This is a genomic window from Streptomyces sp. WAC00040 (assembly GCF_056835925.1).
Genome location: NZ_JAKQZE010000004.1, coordinates 573248 through 591901 on the forward strand (window position 1 = coordinate 573248; position 18654 = coordinate 591901).

Annotated in this window: 19 protein-coding genes and 2 pseudogenes; 10 read left to right on the plus strand and 11 right to left on the minus strand. The window is 69.8% G+C overall.

Features of this window, described 5'->3' with window-relative positions; translation table 11 throughout:
- Positions 1 to 17: 17 nt before the first annotated feature.
- Positions 18 to 887: a universal stress protein gene (locus tag MDN94_RS33120; protein WP_482729840.1), complete on the minus strand. Its 870-nt coding sequence runs from the start codon at positions 885 to 887 to the stop codon at positions 18 to 20.
- A gap of 355 nt (positions 888 to 1242) precedes the next feature.
- Between MDN94_RS33120 and MDN94_RS33125 the strand changes: the two are divergent.
- Both MDN94_RS33125 and MDN94_RS33130 read left to right on the plus strand, forming a co-directional pair.
- Positions 1243 to 1643: pseudogene (locus tag MDN94_RS33125) on the plus strand (Crp/Fnr family transcriptional regulator).
- A 24-nt stretch (positions 1644 to 1667) separates the two neighbouring features.
- Complete coding sequence (locus MDN94_RS33130) at positions 1668 to 2345, plus strand: CBS domain-containing protein (protein ID WP_482729519.1); 678 nt, start codon at positions 1668 to 1670, stop codon at positions 2343 to 2345.
- Between the two features lie 42 nt (positions 2346 to 2387).
- Here the strand turns inward: MDN94_RS33130 and MDN94_RS33135 are convergent, their stop codons facing one another.
- Positions 2388 to 3317, minus strand: coding sequence for a pyridoxamine 5'-phosphate oxidase family protein (locus MDN94_RS33135; protein WP_482729841.1), 930 nt, complete (start codon positions 3315 to 3317; stop codon positions 2388 to 2390).
- Between the two features lie 230 nt (positions 3318 to 3547).
- Between MDN94_RS33135 and MDN94_RS33140 the strand changes: the two genes are divergently transcribed.
- Complete coding sequence (locus MDN94_RS33140; protein ID WP_482729520.1) at positions 3548 to 4222, plus strand: CBS domain-containing protein; 675 nt, start codon at positions 3548 to 3550, stop codon at positions 4220 to 4222.
- A 22-nt stretch (positions 4223 to 4244) separates the two neighbouring features.
- Here MDN94_RS33140 and MDN94_RS33145 read toward each other — a convergent pair whose 3' ends face one another.
- The 4 genes from MDN94_RS33145 to MDN94_RS33160 all read right to left on the minus strand — a co-directional run bounded on the left by MDN94_RS33145 (position 4245) and on the right by MDN94_RS33160 (position 8017).
- Positions 4245 to 4703, minus strand: a complete 459-nt coding sequence (locus MDN94_RS33145) for an Hsp20/alpha crystallin family protein (RefSeq protein ID WP_482729521.1) — start codon at positions 4701 to 4703, stop codon at positions 4245 to 4247.
- Between the two features lie 3 nt (positions 4704 to 4706).
- Positions 4707 to 6428, minus strand: a complete 1722-nt coding sequence (locus MDN94_RS33150; RefSeq protein WP_482729522.1) for a nicotinate phosphoribosyltransferase — start codon at positions 6426 to 6428, stop codon at positions 4707 to 4709.
- Positions 6429 to 6468: 40 nt separating this feature from the next.
- Positions 6469 to 7062, minus strand: a complete 594-nt coding sequence (locus tag MDN94_RS33155) for an Rv1733c family protein (RefSeq protein ID WP_482729523.1) — start codon at positions 7060 to 7062, stop codon at positions 6469 to 6471.
- A gap of 136 nt (positions 7063 to 7198) precedes the next feature.
- On the minus strand, positions 7199 to 8017 hold the full coding sequence (locus MDN94_RS33160) for a universal stress protein (protein WP_482729524.1): 819 nt from the start codon (positions 8015 to 8017) through the stop codon (positions 7199 to 7201).
- 206 nt (positions 8018 to 8223) lie between these two features.
- Here MDN94_RS33160 and MDN94_RS33165 point away from each other — a divergent pair, with 206 nt between their 5' ends.
- Together MDN94_RS33165 and MDN94_RS33170 are read left to right on the plus strand one after the other, a co-directional pair.
- Positions 8224 to 9090 carry a universal stress protein gene (locus tag MDN94_RS33165; protein WP_482729525.1) on the plus strand — a complete coding sequence of 289 codons (867 nt, stop codon included), beginning with the start codon at positions 8224 to 8226 and terminating at the stop codon, positions 9088 to 9090.
- Positions 9091 to 9193: 103 nt separating this feature from the next.
- Positions 9194 to 10237, plus strand: a pseudogene (locus MDN94_RS33170) (bifunctional aminoglycoside phosphotransferase/ATP-binding protein); the annotation flags it as partial.
- Here MDN94_RS33170 and MDN94_RS33175 read toward each other — a convergent pair.
- The 4 genes from MDN94_RS33175 to MDN94_RS33190 all read right to left on the minus strand — a co-directional run bounded on the left by MDN94_RS33175 (position 10179) and on the right by MDN94_RS33190 (position 14160).
- Positions 10179 to 11393, minus strand: a complete 1215-nt coding sequence (locus MDN94_RS33175) for an AMP-binding protein (protein WP_482729526.1) — start codon at positions 11391 to 11393, stop codon at positions 10179 to 10181. The pseudogene MDN94_RS33170 and the gene MDN94_RS33175 sit on opposite strands and share 59 nt — an antisense overlap.
- 282 nt (positions 11394 to 11675) lie before the next feature.
- Positions 11676 to 13280: an FAD-dependent monooxygenase gene (locus MDN94_RS33180; protein WP_482729527.1), complete on the minus strand. Its 1605-nt coding sequence runs from the start codon at positions 13278 to 13280 to the stop codon at positions 11676 to 11678.
- Positions 13277 to 13843, minus strand: coding sequence for a hypothetical protein (locus MDN94_RS33185; protein WP_482729528.1), 567 nt, complete (start codon positions 13841 to 13843; stop codon positions 13277 to 13279). The genes MDN94_RS33180 and MDN94_RS33185 overlap by 4 nt, the downstream gene beginning before the upstream one ends.
- A gap of 176 nt (positions 13844 to 14019) precedes the next feature.
- A complete protein-coding gene (locus MDN94_RS33190; RefSeq protein WP_482729862.1) occupies positions 14020 to 14160 on the minus strand; it encodes a hypothetical protein in 141 nt (46 codons plus the stop codon).
- Between the two features lie 3 nt (positions 14161 to 14163).
- On the opposite strand from MDN94_RS33190, the gene pdhA reads away from it, so the two are divergent.
- The 5 genes from pdhA to MDN94_RS33215 all read left to right on the plus strand — a co-directional run bounded on the left by pdhA (position 14164) and on the right by MDN94_RS33215 (position 18492).
- On the plus strand, positions 14164 to 15120 hold the full coding sequence (pdhA, locus tag MDN94_RS33195; RefSeq protein ID WP_482729529.1) for a pyruvate dehydrogenase (acetyl-transferring) E1 component subunit alpha: 957 nt from the start codon (positions 14164 to 14166) through the stop codon (positions 15118 to 15120).
- A gap of 2 nt (positions 15121 to 15122) precedes the next feature.
- On the plus strand, positions 15123 to 16118 hold the full coding sequence (locus MDN94_RS33200; protein WP_482729530.1) for an alpha-ketoacid dehydrogenase subunit beta: 996 nt from the start codon (positions 15123 to 15125) through the stop codon (positions 16116 to 16118).
- A 2-nt stretch (positions 16119 to 16120) separates the two neighbouring features.
- Entirely contained in the window at positions 16121 to 17608 is a 1488-nt protein-coding gene (locus tag MDN94_RS33205) for a dihydrolipoamide acetyltransferase family protein (RefSeq protein ID WP_482729531.1), read from the plus strand.
- A 2-nt stretch (positions 17609 to 17610) separates the two neighbouring features.
- Positions 17611 to 17856, plus strand: a complete 246-nt coding sequence (locus tag MDN94_RS33210) for an acyl carrier protein (protein ID WP_482729532.1) — start codon at positions 17611 to 17613, stop codon at positions 17854 to 17856.
- 144 nt (positions 17857 to 18000) lie between these two features.
- Positions 18001 to 18492, plus strand: a complete 492-nt coding sequence (locus MDN94_RS33215) for a hemerythrin domain-containing protein (protein WP_482729533.1) — start codon at positions 18001 to 18003, stop codon at positions 18490 to 18492.
- A 19-nt stretch (positions 18493 to 18511) separates the two neighbouring features.
- On the opposite strand, the gene MDN94_RS33220 is transcribed toward MDN94_RS33215, so the two are convergent.
- Complete coding sequence (locus MDN94_RS33220; protein WP_482729534.1) at positions 18512 to 18640, minus strand: hypothetical protein; 129 nt, start codon at positions 18638 to 18640, stop codon at positions 18512 to 18514.
- Positions 18641 to 18654: the final 14 nt, after the last annotated feature.

The window sequence follows — 18654 nt, forward strand, 5'->3', positions numbered from 1 at the left end:
AGCCCACGTGCTGGAGTTCAGGCTCGCTGCGGGACAACGGCCACCGGGCACGCGGCGTGATGCAGGAGGGCGTGGGCGACCCTGCCGAGTTGGAGACCGAAGTGGCCGTGCCGGCGCAGTGCACTCACAACGATCAGGTCGGCGTCGGCCGACATGTCCAGAAGGACCGTGTGCGCGGGACCCTCCACCGCTTGGCGGTGTACATCAACCTTGGGGTGATCCCGCACCGCGTCGCGCAGTGCGTCGGTGAGGAGGGTAGAGGCTCGTTCCTCGTGGACACTGGCAACCTCCAGCAGAGGTTGGTCCACGTGCTCATGGGCGGGGTAGCGCCAGGCCCGAACGGCATCCAGGGCGCAGTCGCGCACCTCGGCCTCGCGCAAGGCGAACCGTACGGCGGCCGAGCCCTCGGTGGCATCGCCGACTCCGAGCACCACCCGGTTGAAGGAGCCCTGCCGATTCCGTTCCCCGCCACGGACCACGATGACCGGGCAGACTGCGCGGGCGGCCACCGCCAGGCTGACCGAGCCCAACAGCAACCCAGCGAGCTCACTGCGGCCGCGGGAGCCCGTGATCAGGGCGAAGGATTCGTGGCCCGCGTGCAGCAACACGGACACGGCGTCGTCGGGCAGCACCTCGCTCGACACCTTCAGCTCCGGGTTGCGGAGCTGGGCGCGTTCCGCGCAGGACGCGGCGATGTGCTCCGCCATGACCTCTTCGGCCGGGCGGTCGGTGGTGAAGGACGGGCGGCCTCCCTCGTACCGCTCCCACAGGGAGGCGTGGACGAGCCGCAACGGCAGCCCGTGGCGTGCCGCCTCGTCCGCCGCCCAGTCCACGGCCTGCAGGCTGGAATCCGATCCGTCGACGCCCACGACCAGCGGGAGCTCCACTGTCTCCACCGCCCTTCTGCCCGGCAACCGCGAGACCTCCTGTGAACACCGTCGCACCGCCCGGGGTCCGTCGCGACACGTGGACCGGCTTCGTGACACGCGGATCGGCTTGGGAGCAGACCTCGGCCCCGGTTGCACCGCGCCGTTTTGCGGCGATGGTGGAGTCATACGACCGGGGGACAGCGCTGCGTGCCCATCGCGACCCGACCACGAAGACCACGGCCCCGCACGGTGAGACGTCCGTGACTGGACGAAGCCCGCCCTCCACCTTCGAGGCCATGGAGAAGGGAAGACCACAGTGGTGACGAGGCCCGGCGTTTTCGGCGCCCTGAGCACGGAGCATCGCGAGCAGCTCATGCCACTCGCTCATGAGGTGTCGTTCGCGACGGGCGAGCGCATCTTCAACGAGGGCGGAAAGGCCTACCGCTTCTGGATCATTCACACGGGCACGGTCGCTCTCGACGTTTCACGTGCCCGGCCGGCAAGCAGCGGTCATCGAGACCCTCGACGCCGGAAAACTGCTGGGCTGGTCCTGGCTGGTCCCTCCCATCAGTGGCATCTGGGGGCGAGGCGAGCAGCCCGGTGCGTGCCTACGAGTTCGACGCGGCGGCGGTCCGTGCGATGTGCGCGAAGGACCCGGCCCTGGACCACGAGCTGTGCACCTACGTCCTCGGCGTGCTCGCGCGCCGGCTCAGGTCCGCCCTGGTACGCCTGCTCGACCTGTACGCACCCCACGGCGCGGGCGAAGTGCCCTGACGAGGCGAGACGAGGTGGTTGGCAATGCCGGAAACCCCACACATCGTGAGCGATGTCATGACCCAGACGGTCGTGGCTGTCGGCCGCGACGCACCCTTCAAGGAGATCGTCCGAACCATGGAGCAGTGGAAAGTCAGCGCCATGCCGGTCCTGGAAGGTGAAGCGCGCGTCATCGGCGTCGTCTCCGAAGCCGATCTGCTGCCCAAGGAGGAGTTCCGCGACACCGACCCGAGTCTCTACGAGCAACGCCGGCGCCTCTCCGACGTCGCCAAGGCCGGGGCGGTGACGGCGGAGGATCTCATGAGCACCCCCGCCATCACAGTCCACCCTGACGTCACCCTGGCGCATGCGGCCAGGATCATGGCGGTCCGGCATGTCAAGCGGCTGCCTGTGGTCGACGACGTGGGCATGCTCCAGGGCATCGTCAGCCGCGCCGATCTCCTGAAGGTCTTCCTGCGGTCGGACGAGGAGATCGAGGAAGAGGTCCGCCGCACCGTTGTGTCCTACCTCTTCCCGGCCTTCAGCCACGCCATCCACGTGAACGTGGATGAGGGGGTCGTCACCCTGCGCGGGCACATCCGCGACACCTCACTCATCTCGGTCGCCGTGCGCCTGGTGCGCGCCGTGGAGGGCGTCGTGAACGTCGAACCCCATCTCACCGGCGAGTCCGGCCCTTCGGCTGGTGCGGAGGACACGCAGTGAGACGTGATTACACCCTGCCTGCAGAATGAAACGCGCGCTCGCTCAGTGCTCGGCCGGACTGATGCGGCGGCCTGTGAGGCGCGTTGGCTCGATCGACACCCACATCTCGCGTTCGCCCCCGGCCCACGGCTTTGTGTGGGCACGGTCGACCAGCTTCCGCACCACCTCGGGCTCGGTGACCACCCGCGCCGATCCGACGGCGAGCACACTCCAGCCCTGGCTCATCGCTTCGTCCACATGGTCGACCTCGAAGGCGACTTCCGATCCCACGGCCCTCGCCGGAACCGAGTCCGGCGCCGTCCGGAACGCAATCACGTCGTCGACGACCTCGTAGTTGACCGGAACGACGGCCGGGCCGTCCGGTGTCGACACCGCGACGCGCCCCACGCCGTGCGTGGAGAGCAAGGCGCGGCATTCGTCGAGGCCAACGTCCCGCAGCTGAGGATGCAGGAGCGCCTGGCCCTGGCCGGGCGGCAGATCGATGTCGCCCCCGCGCAGGGCTGCGGCGCTGGTTCCCAGTGCGGCAGCCAGGTTGATGAGACTGGCCGATGTCGGGTCGGCCGGCTGTTCTTCGAGGTACGCCAGGTACTCCGGCGCCATTCCGGCGCGGCGGGCCGTCTCGGCCCGGGTCAGTCCCTGGCGTGTGCGCTCGGCAGCCACACGGCGGCCGATGTCACCGGGGTTGGGCGCCATGCCCGACGGTGTCCCGCCAGACCCGGCACTTGGCTGCCCGCCCGTCCCGTGCATGCTCGGCCGGAAAGGAGTGTGCGGGCTCCTGGGGTGGTGCTCGATGTGACGGATGTGCGCGTCGTGCCCAGGGAAGACGAGCGTCACCTCGTCCGTGTCCGACCAGCGCACGTCGTAGGGCGGCGTGCCATCCGCGTGGTGGAGTCCCACAATCTCGCCATCGCGCCTGGTGGCGCCGGTGGCAGGGCTTTCGACAATGAGTTGATCGCCGAGTTGAGCTCGCATGATCGCCACCGTTTCCTGAGAATGCTGCTGTAACCCAACGTGCCACGCACGGCGTACCGACGCATGGGATGAGACAGCCGGTGGTCCGGTCAGATGGACGACCGCCAACGGCCGCCCCAAGGCTGGACCACAACACCGGCCGAAGCACCTGCCGTGCATGGCCATGGCCCGCTGGGCAACCGACCACCCCTGTCACCACCGGTTGTCTCCACCAGGAACGGAGAGGCGACATGCACCATCGCACGGTCGCAGACCTCATGACCCGAGACGTCGTGCGGGCGCGGCGCGACATGCCGTTCAAGGAGATCGTCAAGCTGCTCGCGGGGAACGATGTCACCGCCGTGCCGGTCGTCGACGAACTCGACCACCCCATGGGCGTGGTGTCCGAGGCCGACCTGCTGCGCAAGTCTTCCGCCCAAGTCGATCCTTCCGGCCTGACACCGGTCCCCCGTCTTGAGGAATGGGAGCGTGCCAAGGCCGAGGGCGCCAGGGCCGAGGAACTGATGTCGGCTCCCGCCGTGTGCGCGCGTCCCGAATGGACCGTTGTCGAGGCAGCTCGCCTCATGGCGGCACACAACGTCAAGCGGCTGCCCGTGGTGGACGAGGCCGACCGGCTGCAGGGCATCGTGAGCCGCGGTGACCTGCTAAGAGTCTTCCTGCGCCGTGATGACGCCATCCGCGACGAGATCACCGAAGACGTACTGCGCGGGACGCTGGGCCCTGCTGCCTCGGACGTGACGGTCGAGGTGCGCGACGGGCAGGTCGCCCTGGGGGGATCCGTCGAGGTCAAGACCCTGATCCAGGTGATCGAGCGGCTGTGCAGGAGTGTGGACGGCGTGGTCTCGGTCTCCGGGCACATCGCCGACCGGGCAGACGACTCTCGTACTTCCCGCGACGGCACCTGACCCCTGCAACGGAATTGCTGAGTCAGCCACCGATCTCGATGCGATGCGGTTTGCCTTTCTCAGCCTTCGGGACGCGCACAGTGAGCACTCCGTTGGTCAGCTCAGCACTGACGTGTGCGGTGTCCGCGTTCGGCGGCAGACTCGTGCGGTAGTCGAACTGCCCAACGTGACGGGTCTGGCGCCGAACCACACCGGTGCGTTCCTTCTCCTTGATCTCACCGTGGATGTCGAGCTCGCCCTCGGCGACCTCGACGGTGATCTGGTCCTTGTCCACACCGGGAAGTTCCAGCTCCACCAGATACGCGTCCTCGGTGTCCTCGACGTCAGACAGTGGCGCCCACGCCCCAGCCACTCCCAATTCACCGCCACCGGGGAAAGCCGACTGCATCAGCCGGTCCATGCGTGTGTGCAGTTCCTCCAGTTCGCGGAAGGGGTCCCATACCGGGAAAGCACCCCTGCCACGACGGACAGGCAGCGTCATCGGTCATCCTCCTCGTATCTCATCCGGCAACGGCCAGCCGGTCTCCGGCCGAGCACTCGGCCCAGTGGCGGGTGGGCTCACACCCTCGATGTCACGCTCCGCAACATCCACCAGCTGCCGGCCGAGGTCGTGCATCGCCCTGCCCGCCGCCAGTTCGTCACCGATCTCCGGCACATCCATGTCCGCGGGGTTCCGGTGTGCGTCACCGTGCCCGGTGAACTCGTTGGTCCCGGTGTTCAGCACCACGCGCGCCTTGGTCGTTCCCTCTTCCTCGAAGAGGTAGAGACGGACCTTCCACTCCACCGTATGCGCCATCACGTTCCTCATCATCCCGGTACGGACCGCTGTGATCCGGACGCTCTGCTCACGGCTTCGCAGGTCCACGGCCGAGGCCAGGACCTCGCCTTCGATACGGCGCCGGACCTGTTCACTGAGCGAGGTCAGTCGAACGGAGGTCACCGCCCGCGGCGCAACGGGCGCCCGGATCCTGCGCGCCGCCGGAGGGAGCCCGGCCAGGTCAGCGGCGAACCTCTCCCTGCTCTCCTCCAGAGTGGGGCGCTCGACGGTGCGCCTCCCCCTCTCCATCACCGTCACCAGCAGCGGCCCGCCCTGCCGGGGACGCTGCTCATCACGCACCCCGATCACATCGCCGTATCCGGGGCGACGGAACACCTGCTTCTGCCCTGGGGCGGTCACCTTGGCGGAGGAGAGCTTCATCACCGGCCGGCCGTCGCACTCGACCAGCTTGTAGGCGGAGTCCAGGAACGGGGCGTCGGCCGAGACGCCGACGCGGGTGCCGACAGCGTAGATGTCGATCGGCGCACCGGAGCGGACCAGTTCGTCCACGGAGTACTCGTCGAGACCGCCGCTGGCGATGATCCGGACGTCCGGCAGCCCGCCGGCATCGAGGAGTGCGCGGGCGCGCACGGACAGGGCACCGAGGTCGCCGCTGTCCAGCCGTACGGCCGAGCCGGGCCCGCGGGCCGCGTGGTCGAGGTCTCGCAGCACCCGCACCGCGACCCGAACTCCCTCCTCGGTGTCGTAGGTGTCCACCAGGAGCGTCACCGGGCCGGGGTGGGAGCGGGCGAAGGCACGGAACGCGTCCTCCTCCGTCGCGAACGCCTCGATGTAGGAGTGGGCCATCGTGCCGACGGCAGGCAGCCCCTCAGCCGTGGCCGCGGCGACGTTACTTGTCCCGGCGAAACCGACCAGGCCGCCCAGCCGCGCGGACTGGAAACCGGCCTGGGGGCCGTGGGTGCGTCGCAGGGAGAAGTCCACGACCGGGCGTCCCGCCGCGGCGAGGACGCACCGGGCGGCCTTCGAGGCAATCGTCGTCCGGTGGCTGACCTGGTTGAGTACGTACGTTTCGACCAGCTGCGCCTGCGGAAGCGGAGCGGTCACCTCCAGCAGCGGCTCTCCCGCCAGGACGATCCGCCCTTCCGGTATCGCCCGTACCTCACCGGTGAATTCCGTGCCGAGCAGCGGCTCCAGATCGCGGACAGGCCGATGCAGCGCCGAGGCGAACGCGTCGATGTCCTCAGAGGTGATCCGATAGCCGGAGAGGAAGTCGAGCGAGGACTCCGGGCCGGCGGCCACCAGAAACCCCCGGTCGGGCGGCATGTCACGGACGAAGAGACTGAACGTCGCCGGGCCGGTCAGCCCCTCCTGCAGGTACGACATCGCCATCGTGACCTCGTACAGATCCGTGGTAGTCGCATCGGACATCACGGTCACCTCTTGGACTCCGCCCCGGGACCCCTGCCTCTCACCCGTGGAACCGCGCGGACCACGTGGGCTCCACCAGGTCCCATTCGGCGTCCCACTGCGCGTACCTTCTGCTGTTCAGCGCCAACCGCACAGCTTTTCGCCCGGCGACGAAGCCGGCGTACACGGCGACCGCTGTCAGGCCGCCCGTCAGCCAGCCGGTGGCGGTCGCATTGTCCGCGGACATCGGCGGCTCCTGGACGGTTCCTTCCCGGTCCACCCAGATCCGCGCGGTCGAGCCCGCGGTCTTGTCCAGGGGTACGCGGGTGGTTCCGGCCCGCTGCCGGCCGTCCTCCCCTGTCCAGCTCACCCGAACCGTCTGCTTCTCGTCCGCGGCACTGCCCGGTGCTGCCTCGGGGGCCGAGGTCACTCGTGCGGTGATCTGGTGCCGTTCTGCGGCCTGGGCTTGGACGGTGCGCATCGTGGACTGGTAGACAGCCAGTCCGGCGCTCACCAAAGCCACCGGCAGTCCGAGGGCGAGCACCAGGAACAGCAATGCGGAGCACCCGGCTTCGACACGGTCGGACGTACGCCTCAGCGGGTTCGTGCCCTTGCGCTGGTGCTGCTCCTGGTGCGGCGGATCCTGTGCGCTCATGGCCTGGCCTCCAGCTGTCGCTGGTGCGTCCCCCGCAACGTTTCTCTTCCTCACCACCTTCCAGGGGCGGCAGGACTCGGTCACGGGGCCGAAGGTCCCTGCCGACCACCACTCGGCCCACGCCGCCCACCACCGGTCATATCTGCGGCACGACCACGATCGGACACGGAGCGTGATGCAGAACCGCGTGGTTGACCAGACCCAGCTGCAAACCGAGGTGCCCAAGCCGCCTGCGGGCCCCGACGACGAGCACATCCGCGTTGGAGGCCGCGTCCAGGAGCGCCCGTCGTGCCGGGCCCTCGACCACCTCGTTGTTCACCGGCACGTCCTGGTACCGCTCCGCGGGCTCACGCAGCGCCTCAGACAGCACTTGTGTCGGCGGGCGCCGGAAGGCTTGGAGGGCGTATCCGGACACGCCCGGGGGCCCAGGGGTCCCGAATGGGACACTCCAGGCGTGTAGCGCCACCAGTCGGCAGCGCCGCACGTAGGCCTCGCGGAAAGCGAACTGCACGGCCGTACCGCTGCCCTCCCCGTCCTCGACGCCGACGACGACGTTCCCGAACCGGCTGTTGCGGTGCTCCATCCCACCGCGCACGACGACGACCGGGCAGTCGGCGTGGGCGGCCACGGCCAGGCTGACCGAGCCAAGGAGCATCCCGGCGAGGTCTCCGAGCCCTCGGGATCCGAGCACCAGCGCGAAGGCGTTGCGCCCCTTGTCGACCAGCGCGGAGGCCGCGTCCACATGCAGCACCTCGCTCGACAGCCGCACCGTGGGGGCGACTTTCCTGGCGCGTTCCGAGGCTGTGCCGATCACATCGGACGCTTCGTCGTCCTGCGCCGCCGCGTGCAGGAGGTGGAGCGTCACCTCGTGCCGGACGGCCTCGCCGGCGGCCCAGTCCACCGCCTCCAGGCTCGCCTCGGACCCGTCGATCCCGACGACCAGGGGAATCGTCACTGCCTCTGCTCCTCTCGTGCCGGATTTCGCGCCTCGGGCCCCGTGGCCACAGGTCCACATGCGCTGCAGCGCGGATTGGGGTACTCCTCGAAGGAGAGAAGACACCACGCTCGGCGTGTCGGCGACGTCCGGACCTCCACGCCATCGGACTCATTCACCGTCACTCACGGCCATTTCCAGCTTCGTACGAGACGGAGGCCGCCGCCATGCAAGCAGCCGTCACCGTGGGCCTCGACGGCTCACCCGAGAGTCTTGCGGCCGCCCGCTGGGCCGCCGACGAGGCGGAGAAGCGCAAGCTCACCCTGCGCCTGCTGCACGCGTGGCCACTGCTGGCGCCGGAACCGCCCGGCGTCCCCTCGAAAGTCGATCAGAACTACTGGGCCAAGCGTCTCGTGCACACCGCGCGAGCGGAGCTCCAGGCACGTCACCCGGGCCTGTCCATCGTCGGGAATCTGGTCGCTGAAGACGCGAAGAACGCCCTGCTCCAAGCGGCGTCGGAGTCCGAGATGATCGTCCTCGGTTCACGGGGGCTGGAGCCCGTCGAGAGCTACTTCCTGGGAGACGTCAGCATGCCCGTCGTGGCACGGGCCGAGCGGCCGGTCGTACTGGTCCGTGCCGAAGGCCAGGAGGGGCCGCCCCAGGCACTCGCGAGCCGCGTGGTCGTGGCCCTGAAACTGCACGGATCCTCCGACGACCTGCTCGACTTCGCCTTCCACACCGCCGCGGCACGAGGCGTTCCTCTCCAAGCCATCCACGGCCGAAGCGTGCCGCTCCATGCACGCGTCCCCTGGGGGGTGGACCATGACGTCTCCCAAGAGATCACTCAGGACGCGCAGAAGCAGCTGGACAAGGTGCTCCGCCCCTGGCGTGAGAAGTACCCGCAGGTGGACGTGGCCGAGGGCATCCGTCTCGACAGCCCCGCCAAGGCCGTCGTACGGGCCGCCGAAGGCGCCGCGCTGCTGGTCGTTGGCCGACGCGCACACCGGCACGGGCTTCCGCCCCACCTGGGTCCCGTGGCCCAGGCCGCGATCCATCACGGGCGCTGCCCCGTAGCCGTCGTCCCTCATGACTGAGCCCGGCTCGCAGGTGACGTCGGTCCTGTCAGTGCCCCGGGCCGACGCGTCAGTGCTCCGAAGCAGTGCCCGGCATGACGGTGAGCCGCTACCGCGTGCGGAGGTGTGCGAGACGCACACCGCGATCGTGTTTTTCGCCGGCCACCGCGCCTACAAGCTCAAGAAGCCAGTGGACCTGGGATTCCTGGATTACACCACGGTCGCGGCTCGTCGGGCCGCGTGCGAACGCGAAGTCGCTCTCAACCGCCGCTTCGCTCCCGACGTCTAGCTGGGCCTGGGCGAAATCCGCAGCCCCGATGCGGAGACGCCCGAACCACTCGTGGTGATGCGCCGCATGCCGGCGGACCGCCGCCTGTCCCGTCTGGTACGCGAAGGGGCCGCCGTCGACGACGTCCTGCGGGCCGTCGCCCGACACCTCGCCGCGTGGCACGCGCAGGCGCCCCACGGCCGGGACATCGACGAACAAGGCACGCGGGACGCGCTGTCGTCGCGTTGGGAGGCCAGCTTCGCGCAGGTCCGCGCTCTGGCCGACGACGGCCACGTGCCCGACGGGATGGCGGAGATCGAGCAGCTGGTACGCCTCTATCTCATCGGCCGCAAGCGGTTGTTCGACTCCCGCATCGCCCAGGGACGGGTGGTCGACGGCCACGGCGACCTGCTCGCCGAGGACATCTTCTGCCTCGACGACGGTCCTCGCGTCCTGGACTGCCTGGAGTTCGACGACCACCTCCGCTACGTCGACGGCCTCGACGACGCCGCCTTCCTCGCCATGGACCTGGAACAACTCGGCGCCCCACAGGCCGCCGCGTACTTCCTCGCCCAGTACAGCGAGTACTCCGGCGACCCCGCACCCCCGTCCCTGCGGCACCACTACGTCGCCTACCGCGCCTTCGTGCGGGCCAAGGTCTCCCTGATCCAGGCCCGCCAGGGCGCGCCGGACGCGGAGACGGCATCACGGCGGCTGGTCTCGACAACCTTGCGCCACCTGCGTACCTCCGCCGTCTGCCTGACGCTCGTCGGCGGGCTGCCCGGCAGCGGGAAGTCCACGCTCTCCGGGGCGCTGGCCGACCGACTGGGGGTCACGCTGCTCAGCATTGACCGCCTCCGCAAGGAGCTGGCGGGCTGCCGGTCTCCGTCTGCCACCAGTTGTCGTGCACCGGCAGGCCCAGCACGTCCCGGCCCCACACGACTGCTTCCGGGTTGAGCGGCTCGCCGACGGAGGCGATGAAGCGCAGGGCCGACAGGTCGTAGGAGCGGGGCAGATCGTACGGGCCCTGGCGGGGGGTGGCGCGCATGAGCATCCGCAGGGCCGTAGGGGCCGTGTACCAGACGGTGACCCGCTCTTCGCCGAGGATCCGGTACCAGCGCTGGGCGTCGTAGTCGCCCTCGTCGACGACCACCGTCACGCCGTGGACGAGTGGGGCGACGATCCCATACGACATGCCGGTGACCCAGCCGGGGTCGGCGGTGCACCAGTACACGTCCTCGGGCTGCAGATCGAGGGCGTACGCGGCCGTGGCGTAATGCGCGACCACGGCCTCGTGGACATGGACCGCACCTTTCGGTGTGCCGGTGGTGCCGCTGGTGAAGTGCAGCAGGGCCATGTCGTCGGGCGAGGTCGGCGGGATGATGAAGGTGTCCGGGGCTGCGGACATCACGTCGTCGAAGGAGACCGTGCTGGGCAGCTCCTCCGCGCCTGGGCCAACGATCAGGACGTGTTTGAGGCCGGGAACGGACGCCCGGCGCTCGGCGACCTTGCGCCGGTACAGGGCCGCGGTGGTGACCAGGACCTGGGCGTCGCCGAGACGCAGCCGCTGCTCCACCGGGTCTGGGCCGAACGCGGAGAAGAGCGGGCAGACCACGTTGGTGTTCTTCAGCGTGCCCAGCACCGTGCTGTAGAGCTCGGGGCAGCGGCCCAGCAGCGTGAACACACGGTCCCCGTGGCTGACGCCGAGTGACCGCAGGACGTTCGCGAAGCGGGATGTACGACGGGCCAGTTCCGCGTAGGTGACAGTCGAGACGGAATCGTCCCGGGCCACGCACCGCAGCGCGACCTTGTCCGCGCGCTCCGAGGCCGCGTGCCGGTCGACCGCCTCGTGGGCCATGTTGAGCCCGCCGCCGGGCAGCTCTGCCAGTGCGGTGCGCGCCCGCGACCAGGTGAAGTCGGAGCGGGCCCGGTCGTAGTCGGTGAGACGGGCTGGGACGACCAGTGCGGTGTCCTTGTGGATCGTTTCCCAGTGCATGGATGCTCCTCCCGGCACTGCCCCGATCTCCAGAGTCGCCGAGCCCCGCCCTCGCCGCATTTCGGCCGGAGGACACGGACCGGTTGTGGCACGCAGCCGCGCTGCCGACGCTCATGGAGCCGAGGGCCGCCCGCTTCTTGCGGGCCCGAATTGCACGGTGCGCGGTTTCGCTCCGCTTCGCCGTGTCTCCTTGTGGCCCTCGGCTCAATTCCATGGGACCGCCGCTCGCCGACGGGTTGTAGGGCCGAACGGCCCTGACCGAGGATCCGGTTGGTCCGTTCACAAGCGGGATCATAAGTCTGTCGGACTCCCATGGGGCCGTCGGGCTCCGGCGCTCGCGGTTCATGGCCGGATGGGCGGAGGTGCCGCTGCGCCGATCAGCGAGAGCCAGCCGACCAGCCCGGCTTGGTCAATGGTCCCGCATTGGAAGCCGACATGGCCGTCCGGGCGGACGGCCACCAGACCGTGACCGGGGCTGTTCGTCAGCCGGAGGACATGGACGTGGGGACCGGTCACAGCGTCCGGCAGCGGATCGGCGTCGCGTTGCAGGAGGAGGTGCACACCTGGACGGGCCAGCAGTTGGTGCAGCCGCCTGGGAGGTCCACCGACGCTGACGGTTGCGTCCGGCAGGCGGTCGCCTGGGCGAGGAGCGCCCCGCAGGCGCGGTGTTCCCTCCACCGACAGGGGGCTGCGTCGGTAGTTGACCCGCAACTGGGAGATGACCCGGAGCGCCTCGGCGATCAGCCGTCGCTGCCCCAGGAGGACGGGTATGGCCGGGGTCGCGAGCGAAGCGGCCACCGCGCGCAGCCATGAGGGGATCAGGCCGGTCGACGCCTCTGCCCAGAACGCGGTGTGAGTGAGGATTATCCGTCGGTGGGCAGCGGGCCTGCGCTCTCTCTCATAGGAGTCGAGCAGCACGTCTGTGCCTGGCACGTCTGCGGACTCCCCGCTGAAGCGGCCCGCCGCGAAGCCGAGCTTCCAGCCGAGGTTGACCGCGTCCTGGATGCCGGCGTTCATGCCCTGGCCGGTGGCCGGCGAGTAGTTGTGTGCCGCGTCCCCCGCGAGGAAGAGCCGCCCCTGGCGGAACCGCCGAGCGAGCGCACACTGCAGCGGCACCCGCGCAGACCATGCGAGGTGCTCGATGCCTGCCGGAAGCCCCGCGTCGTCCAGGAGGCGCTGGACCTCGGCTCTCGGGACGGCGGCTCCGGGCTGGCCGAAGCTCTGCCCGGGTTCGCCGGTCGACGCCCGCGTGGCCAGCAGTCGCCAGGTGGCCTGCTCTCCGAGCTGGAAAAGGAACAACAGCCCTTGGCGCCCCACGAAGAGCTGGGCACCAGAAGGACCGGACGGCCCCGAAGGTCCGGAGACGGCATCGAGCTCGAGGTCGGCGAGGACCACCTCTGCGGCGTAGGGCCTGCCGTGCCACCCGATACCAGCACAGGACCGCACGGTACTGGCCGGGCCGTCGCAGCCGACGACGAAGGGGCAGTGGACCTCCTCGAGGCCCTGCGGCGATCGCAGCAAGGCCCACGCACTGTGCCCGTCGTCGCGGGCATTGATCAGTTCGGTTCCCCGTTCCACCGTTACCCCGCGGTCGGCGAGCGCCTGCGTCAGCACTGTTTCGACGTCCATCTGCCGCAGGAGTGACAGATGAGGGAACGCAGTGTCGGGCAGCGCGAGGTCCGCGAGCCTGGTTTCGACGACGCGGGAGCCGAGATGCAGGTGGGCCGTCGGGGCGGTGTCCGCCTGCTCCAGCAGGGCGTCCGTGACGCCGAGTGGGCGCAGGACTTCCAGGCTGCGTGGATGCAGGATGAGCGCACGGGAGGGCCGGAACGGCTCGGGACGCCGCTCGACGACCCGGACCCGTGCTCCGTGGTCATGAGCCTGTAGCGCCAAGGTGAGGCCGGTCGTGCCGGCCCCGACGACCAGGATGTCCACCGCAGTTGTCACACCCCGGCCTGGATGCGCCACCATGCCGCGGCGTCGTGCGAAACGAGATCCTCGATCAGCCCGGGGTCTGCGATCACGTCGTCGCGGCGCAGGCCGGGCAGCACGGCGTAGCTGATCGAGCCGGGCATGCTGACCAGAGCCAGAACCCGCCACAGGGAACGCGCGTAGTGCTCGGCGCGCTCCCGGCCGTCCCACTCGTACACGCCTCGGTAGCGGTCGTGCTCGTCGTGGGCCAGCCACAGCTTCGAGGTGAAACCGGGGAAGCCCACGAACAGTGGCGTGTTCAGCAGGCTCTCCCTGCGGAACAGTGCGTGCGCGGGCCCGCGGACCAGGCGCAGCCTGAAGGTGACCACCAGTGTGCAGGGGTCCTTCGCCAGGCCGCTGCCGAGGCGGGTTTCCCGGTACACCCGGGCCGAGGTGCCATCGGCGAAGCGCAGCCCCATTCCCACCCGTTCCTTCGGGAGGCGGATTCGGCGCCGCGTGAGCAGGGGGAAGGTGGTGAGGAAGCATGCGGCCACGGCTCGCCAAGCCTCCCCAGGGGGAAGCGGTCTCTGTTCACCCATGGTGGCCTCCTCCCGAAGAGCCGAAGTGAGCCTGCGATGCCCGGTGCTGCCCCGCCTGCTGGGCCTGGGTTCTGCCCGTACAACCACCATGAAGGACGGCGCCACGTCCCGCGAAACCTGGAGAGGCGCACCGGCAACCAACGGTCGCGCCCGGATACCTGGGCATGACCGCTCCTCTAGTCCAGCTCCATATAGGGGCGGCGGAAGACCGGGGCCTGGCCGGTGCCCCACGGGCGTACGGCAGCCAGTGCTTGGGCGACCGCGGACTCCAGCGGACCGCTGGCGTCGATCCGGTCGACCGACCGGGCACCGGGCACCGCATGGACCTGCTGGAGGCAATGCTGCGCATCCGGCGCTTCGAGGAGCGGTGCGTCGAGCTGTACAGCGCCGCCAAGATCCGCGGCTTCGTCCATCTCTACATCGGTGAGGAGGCTGTCGCTGTCGGCGTCAACAAGGCACTGACACCCGAGGACGCGGTCGTCTCCACCTACCGCGAACACGGGCACGCCCTGGCGCGCGGCATCACAGCCGAGGCAGTCATGGCCGAAATGTACGGCAGGACCACTGGATGCAGCGGCGGCCGGGGCGGATCCATGCACCTGTTCGACGCGAGTCGCCGCTTCTACGGGGGCAGCGCGATCGTCGCCGGCGGGCTTCCGCTCGCCGCCGGACTCGCACTTGCCGACCGAATGCGCGGAGAGTCCCGGATCACCTGCTGCTTCTTCGGCGACGGGGCCTTCGCCGAGGGCGAGTTCCACGAGACGGCGAACCTTGCCGCGCTGTGGAGTCTGCCTCTGCTGCTCGTCTGTGAGAACAACCTCTACGCCATGGGCACCGCGCTCGCCCGGGAGCACGCGCAGACCGACCTGGCGATGCGCGCCGCCTCCTACGGCATGCCCGCCTGGGCCGTGGACGGCATGGACGTCGAGGCCGTCGAGCAGGCCGCCCGACGGGCGGTCGAGGGCGTACGGGCCGGTACCGGACCGCACTTCCTGGAGCTGCGCACCTACCGCTTCCGTGCCCACTCGATGTACGACCCGGACCGCTACCGCGCCAAGGCGGAGATCGAACAGTGGAAGTCCCGGGACCCGATCAACCGGCTGATGGACCGCATGCGCGAGAACGGTGAACCCGGCGAGAAGGAGCTCGCTCGAATCGAGCAACAGATCACCGCCGAAATCGACCGAGCCGTGGAAGCAGCCGAACAGGCACCCGAGGAGCCGGTCGAAACCCTGCTCCGCCACGTCACCAGTGCGTCGACGGGAGTGGTGAGTTGACCATGGGCGCTGGCGGAACGCAGGAAGCGAAGACGACCTACCGGGAGGCGCTGCGTGAGGCCCTCCGGGAGGCTCTGCGCGCCGACGACCGGGTCTTCCTCATGGGCGAGGACGTGGGCCGGTACGGCGGATGCTTCGGCGTCAGCCTCGGACTGCTGGAGGAGTTCGGCCCCCAACGCGTCCGCGACACCCCGCTGTCGGAGTCCGCGTTCGTCGGCGCCGGCATCGGCGCCGCCCTGGCCGGGATGCGGCCGATCGTCGAGATCATGACCGTCAACTTCAGCCTGCTCGCCCTCGACCAGATCCTCAATAACGCCGCTACCCTGCTCCACATGTCGGGTGGCCAACTGCCCGTGCCGCTGGTCATCCGCATGACCACGGGCGCCGGACGGCAACTCGCCGCTCAGCACTCACACAGCCTGGAGGGCTGGTACGCCCACATCCCCGGCATCCGCGTCCTCGCCCCCGCCACCCTTGAGGACGCACGCCACATGCTGGCTCCCGCGCTCGCCGATCCCGACCCCGTACTGATCTTCGAGCACGGCAGCCTCTACAACGCCTCCGGCGAACTCCTCCCGCCCACCGCCCCCGTGGACCTGGACCATGCCGCGATCCGCCGGCCCGGCACCGACATCTCCCTGATCACGTACGGCGGTTCGCTGCCCAAGACTCTTGCGGCGGCGGACGAGCTGGCCGCCGAGGGGCTCAGCGCGGAAGTGATCGACCTGCGCACGCTGCGGCCTCTCGACGGCGTGACCATCGCCGCGTCCGTGGCCCGTACCCACCGTGCGGTGATCATCGACGAGGGCTGGCGCACCGGCAGCCTCGCCGCGGAGGTGTCCGCCCGCATCGCCGAGGAGTCGTTCTACGAACTGGACGCGCCTGTCGAGCGGGTGTGCAGCGCGGAGGTGCCCATGCCGTACGCCAGGCGGCTGGAGGAGGCCGCCCTGCCGCAGACCGCCGACATCGTCGCGGCGGCCCACCGGGCGGTGGACTGATCATGGGCGAGTTCACCATGCCGTCCCTGGGCGCCGACATGGACGAGGGCACGCTCCTGGAGTGGCTGGTGGGGCCCGGTGACCTCGTCCACAAGGGCGATCCGGTCGCGGTCGTCGAGACCGCGAAGTCGACGATCGAGGTGGAGTGCTTCGAGACGGGGACCATGACGGAGCTGCTCGTCGAACCGGGCGCGACGGTCCCGGTGGGCACTCCCCTCGCCTTGATCGGGCCGACGGCGGGGAAGCCGCAGGAACCGGAGGAGGCAGGGAAGCCGCACAAACCCCGGAAACCAGGGAAGACCAGGAGGCCCGAGGGCCCTACGAATGCCGAGAAGGTGGAGAAGGGACCAGTCCCCCTCGTGTCGAGGAAGGCCGAGCCCTCCGAGGCTCCATCCCCGCCACCCGGACCCGTCCCGGTCCCGGTGCCGTCGGTAACGTCCGCCGCTCGGCAGCGCGGCCACATCGAGGCGGGCCCCTTGGTCCGGCACCTCGCGGAGCACAGCGGCGTCGATCTGGAGACGCTGCACGGCTCCGGACCCGGAGGGCGCGTCACCCGGACCGACGTCGAGGACGCGGCTGCCCGAGCCACTTCTCGGCCGCCACGCGTGCGATCGACTCCCTTCGCCCGGCGGCTCGCCGCCGAACTGGGCGTCGACGTGGCCACGGTGACGGGGACGGGCAGGGAGTCGGCCGTGCGTGCCGTGGACGTACGCCGGGCAGTCCCCGGCCCGTCGATCCCACCCGCACCCGCCCCCGCGCCTGCGGGCGTCACCACGGCACGTTCTTCCGCTCCACGGCCTTCTGCCGCGCCCCCGACCGAAGACCGGGCGGCAGCCATGCGCCAGGCGATCGCCGGCCTGATGACCCGCGCCAACCGGGACATCCCGCACTACTACCTCTCCACCACCGTGGACATGGCCGCCGCGATGGACTGGCTGCACGAGCACAATCGTGGGAGCCCGGTCGGTGAACGGCTGCTCCCCGCGGCGCTGCTGCTCAAGGCGGCGGCCCTGGCGGCCCGGGAGGTCCCTGACCTCAACGGCTTCTGGACCGACAACCACTTCATGGCGGGCGAGGGCGTCCACCTCGGCATGGCCGTGTCCCTGCGCGGCGGAGGGCTCGTCGCCCCCGCCCTGCACAACGCCGACACCCTGGCACTCCCGCAGCTGATGACCGCCCTGAAGGACCTGGTCGGCCGGGCCCGCACCGGCAGGCTGCGCGGTTCCGAGGTGTCCGACGCCACGATCACGGTCACCAACCTGGGCGACCAGGGCGTGGAGACCGTCTTGGGCGTGATCTACCCGCCACAAGTGGCATTGGTCGGATTCGGGCGGGTCGTCGACCGGCCGTGTGCCGTCGACGGGCTGCTGGGCGTGCGCCCCGTGGTCACGGCGACCCTCTCGGCCGACCACCGGGCGACAGACGGTGCCGTCGGTGCCCGCTACCTCACGGCGGTCTCCCGCCTTCTGCAGAACCCGGAGCAACTGTGAACATGAACCGAACCGATGCACTGGACATGGTCAGGGAATCGATCTCCTCGGTCATCCCCGACGCCGACGTCACCGTGCTGGACCCCGACGACGCCTTCCGCGACGTGCTCGAGATGGACTCGCTGGACTTCCTGAGTTTTGTCGAGGTCCTCAGCGAACGGTCGGGCATCCGCATCGAGGACGAGGACACGCCCCGGCTCACCACGCTGTCCGGCAGCGCCGACTTCCTCGTCACCCGCATGCAGTGACGTGCGCCCCATGGATGACCAGCCGCCGACGGAGGTGGCCGTCGCGGCCCTGAGCGGACCGCGCCTCGGGGGGCGCGAGCCGTCGAGCTCCCCAGCCTGATGACAGGGGCGACCACCACAGCCCTACCGAGCAAGGAGGAGATCGTGACCACGCTGACCCAGCAGTTGCACCACGAGCACGAGCACCTGCTGCCACACATCGAAGCACTGCGCACGGTCGCCGATACCGTGGGCCGAGCGACGCCGGAGGCGCTCGACACCGCGCTCGCCGACCTTCAGCTCTTCCTGACCGATCACCTCATCCCGCATGCCGAAGCCGAGGACCGGGTGCTGTACCCGGCGGTCGCTCGAGTGATGGGCGCCGCAGAAGCGACCGCAACCATGTCCAGGGAGCACGCCGAGGTCGGTCGACTGGCGCGTGAGCTGGGCACACTGCGGGAGGCGATGGGCCGGGACGGGCTCAACGGCGAAGGCCAGGCCGCACTGCGACGCGTCCTGTACGGCCTGTACACACTGGTCAAGGTCCACTTCGCGAAGGAAGAGGAGATCTACCTGCCGCTACTCGAAGAGCGGCTCACCGCCTCGGAGGCCGAACAGCTTCTCGCCGAGCTGGCCCACTCCGACCCCCACCGGTGAAACCCGCCAAGCCGGACGATCACGGCTCAGACCGCTTCCATATCGTCGACGACCTGATCACGTCATCGATGTCCCGCACCGATGCGAGCAGTTCGGGGGCAACGGCCTTGTCCACCCTCCCCGTCATGCTCACCACGCCGTTCTCCACGGCGCCCTGTCCTC

Bases quoted from the DNA above. Each gene is read 5' to 3' on its own strand.
- MDN94_RS33135 (WP_482729841.1), bottom strand. From the start codon at position 3,317: ATGCGAGCTCAACTCGGCGATCAACTCATTGTCGAAAGCCCTGCCACC.
- MDN94_RS33185 (WP_482729528.1), bottom strand. From the start codon at position 13,843: ATGGGTGAACAGAGACCGCTTCCCCCTGGGGAGGCTTGGCGAGCCGTG.
- MDN94_RS33130 (WP_482729519.1), top strand. From the start codon at position 1,668: ATGCCGGAAACCCCACACATCGTGAGCGATGTCATGACCCAGACGGTC.
- MDN94_RS33150 (WP_482729522.1), bottom strand. From the start codon at position 6,428: ATGTCCGATGCGACTACCACGGATCTGTACGAGGTCACGATGGCGATG.
- MDN94_RS33165 (WP_482729525.1), top strand. From the start codon at position 8,224: ATGCAAGCAGCCGTCACCGTGGGCCTCGACGGCTCACCCGAGAGTCTT.
- MDN94_RS33155 (WP_482729523.1), bottom strand. From the start codon at position 7,062: ATGAGCGCACAGGATCCGCCGCACCAGGAGCAGCACCAGCGCAAGGGC.
- MDN94_RS33175 (WP_482729526.1), bottom strand. From the start codon at position 11,393: ATGCGGCGAGGGCGGGGCTCGGCGACTCTGGAGATCGGGGCAGTGCCG.
- MDN94_RS33145 (WP_482729521.1), bottom strand. From the start codon at position 4,703: ATGACGCTGCCTGTCCGTCGTGGCAGGGGTGCTTTCCCGGTATGGGAC.
- MDN94_RS33200 (WP_482729530.1), top strand. From the start codon at position 15,123: ATGGGCGCTGGCGGAACGCAGGAAGCGAAGACGACCTACCGGGAGGCG.
- MDN94_RS33140 (WP_482729520.1), top strand. From the start codon at position 3,548: ATGCACCATCGCACGGTCGCAGACCTCATGACCCGAGACGTCGTGCGG.
- pdhA (WP_482729529.1), top strand. From the start codon at position 14,164: ATGGACCTGCTGGAGGCAATGCTGCGCATCCGGCGCTTCGAGGAGCGG.
- MDN94_RS33210 (WP_482729532.1), top strand. From the start codon at position 17,611: ATGAACCGAACCGATGCACTGGACATGGTCAGGGAATCGATCTCCTCG.
- MDN94_RS33205 (WP_482729531.1), top strand. From the start codon at position 16,121: ATGGGCGAGTTCACCATGCCGTCCCTGGGCGCCGACATGGACGAGGGC.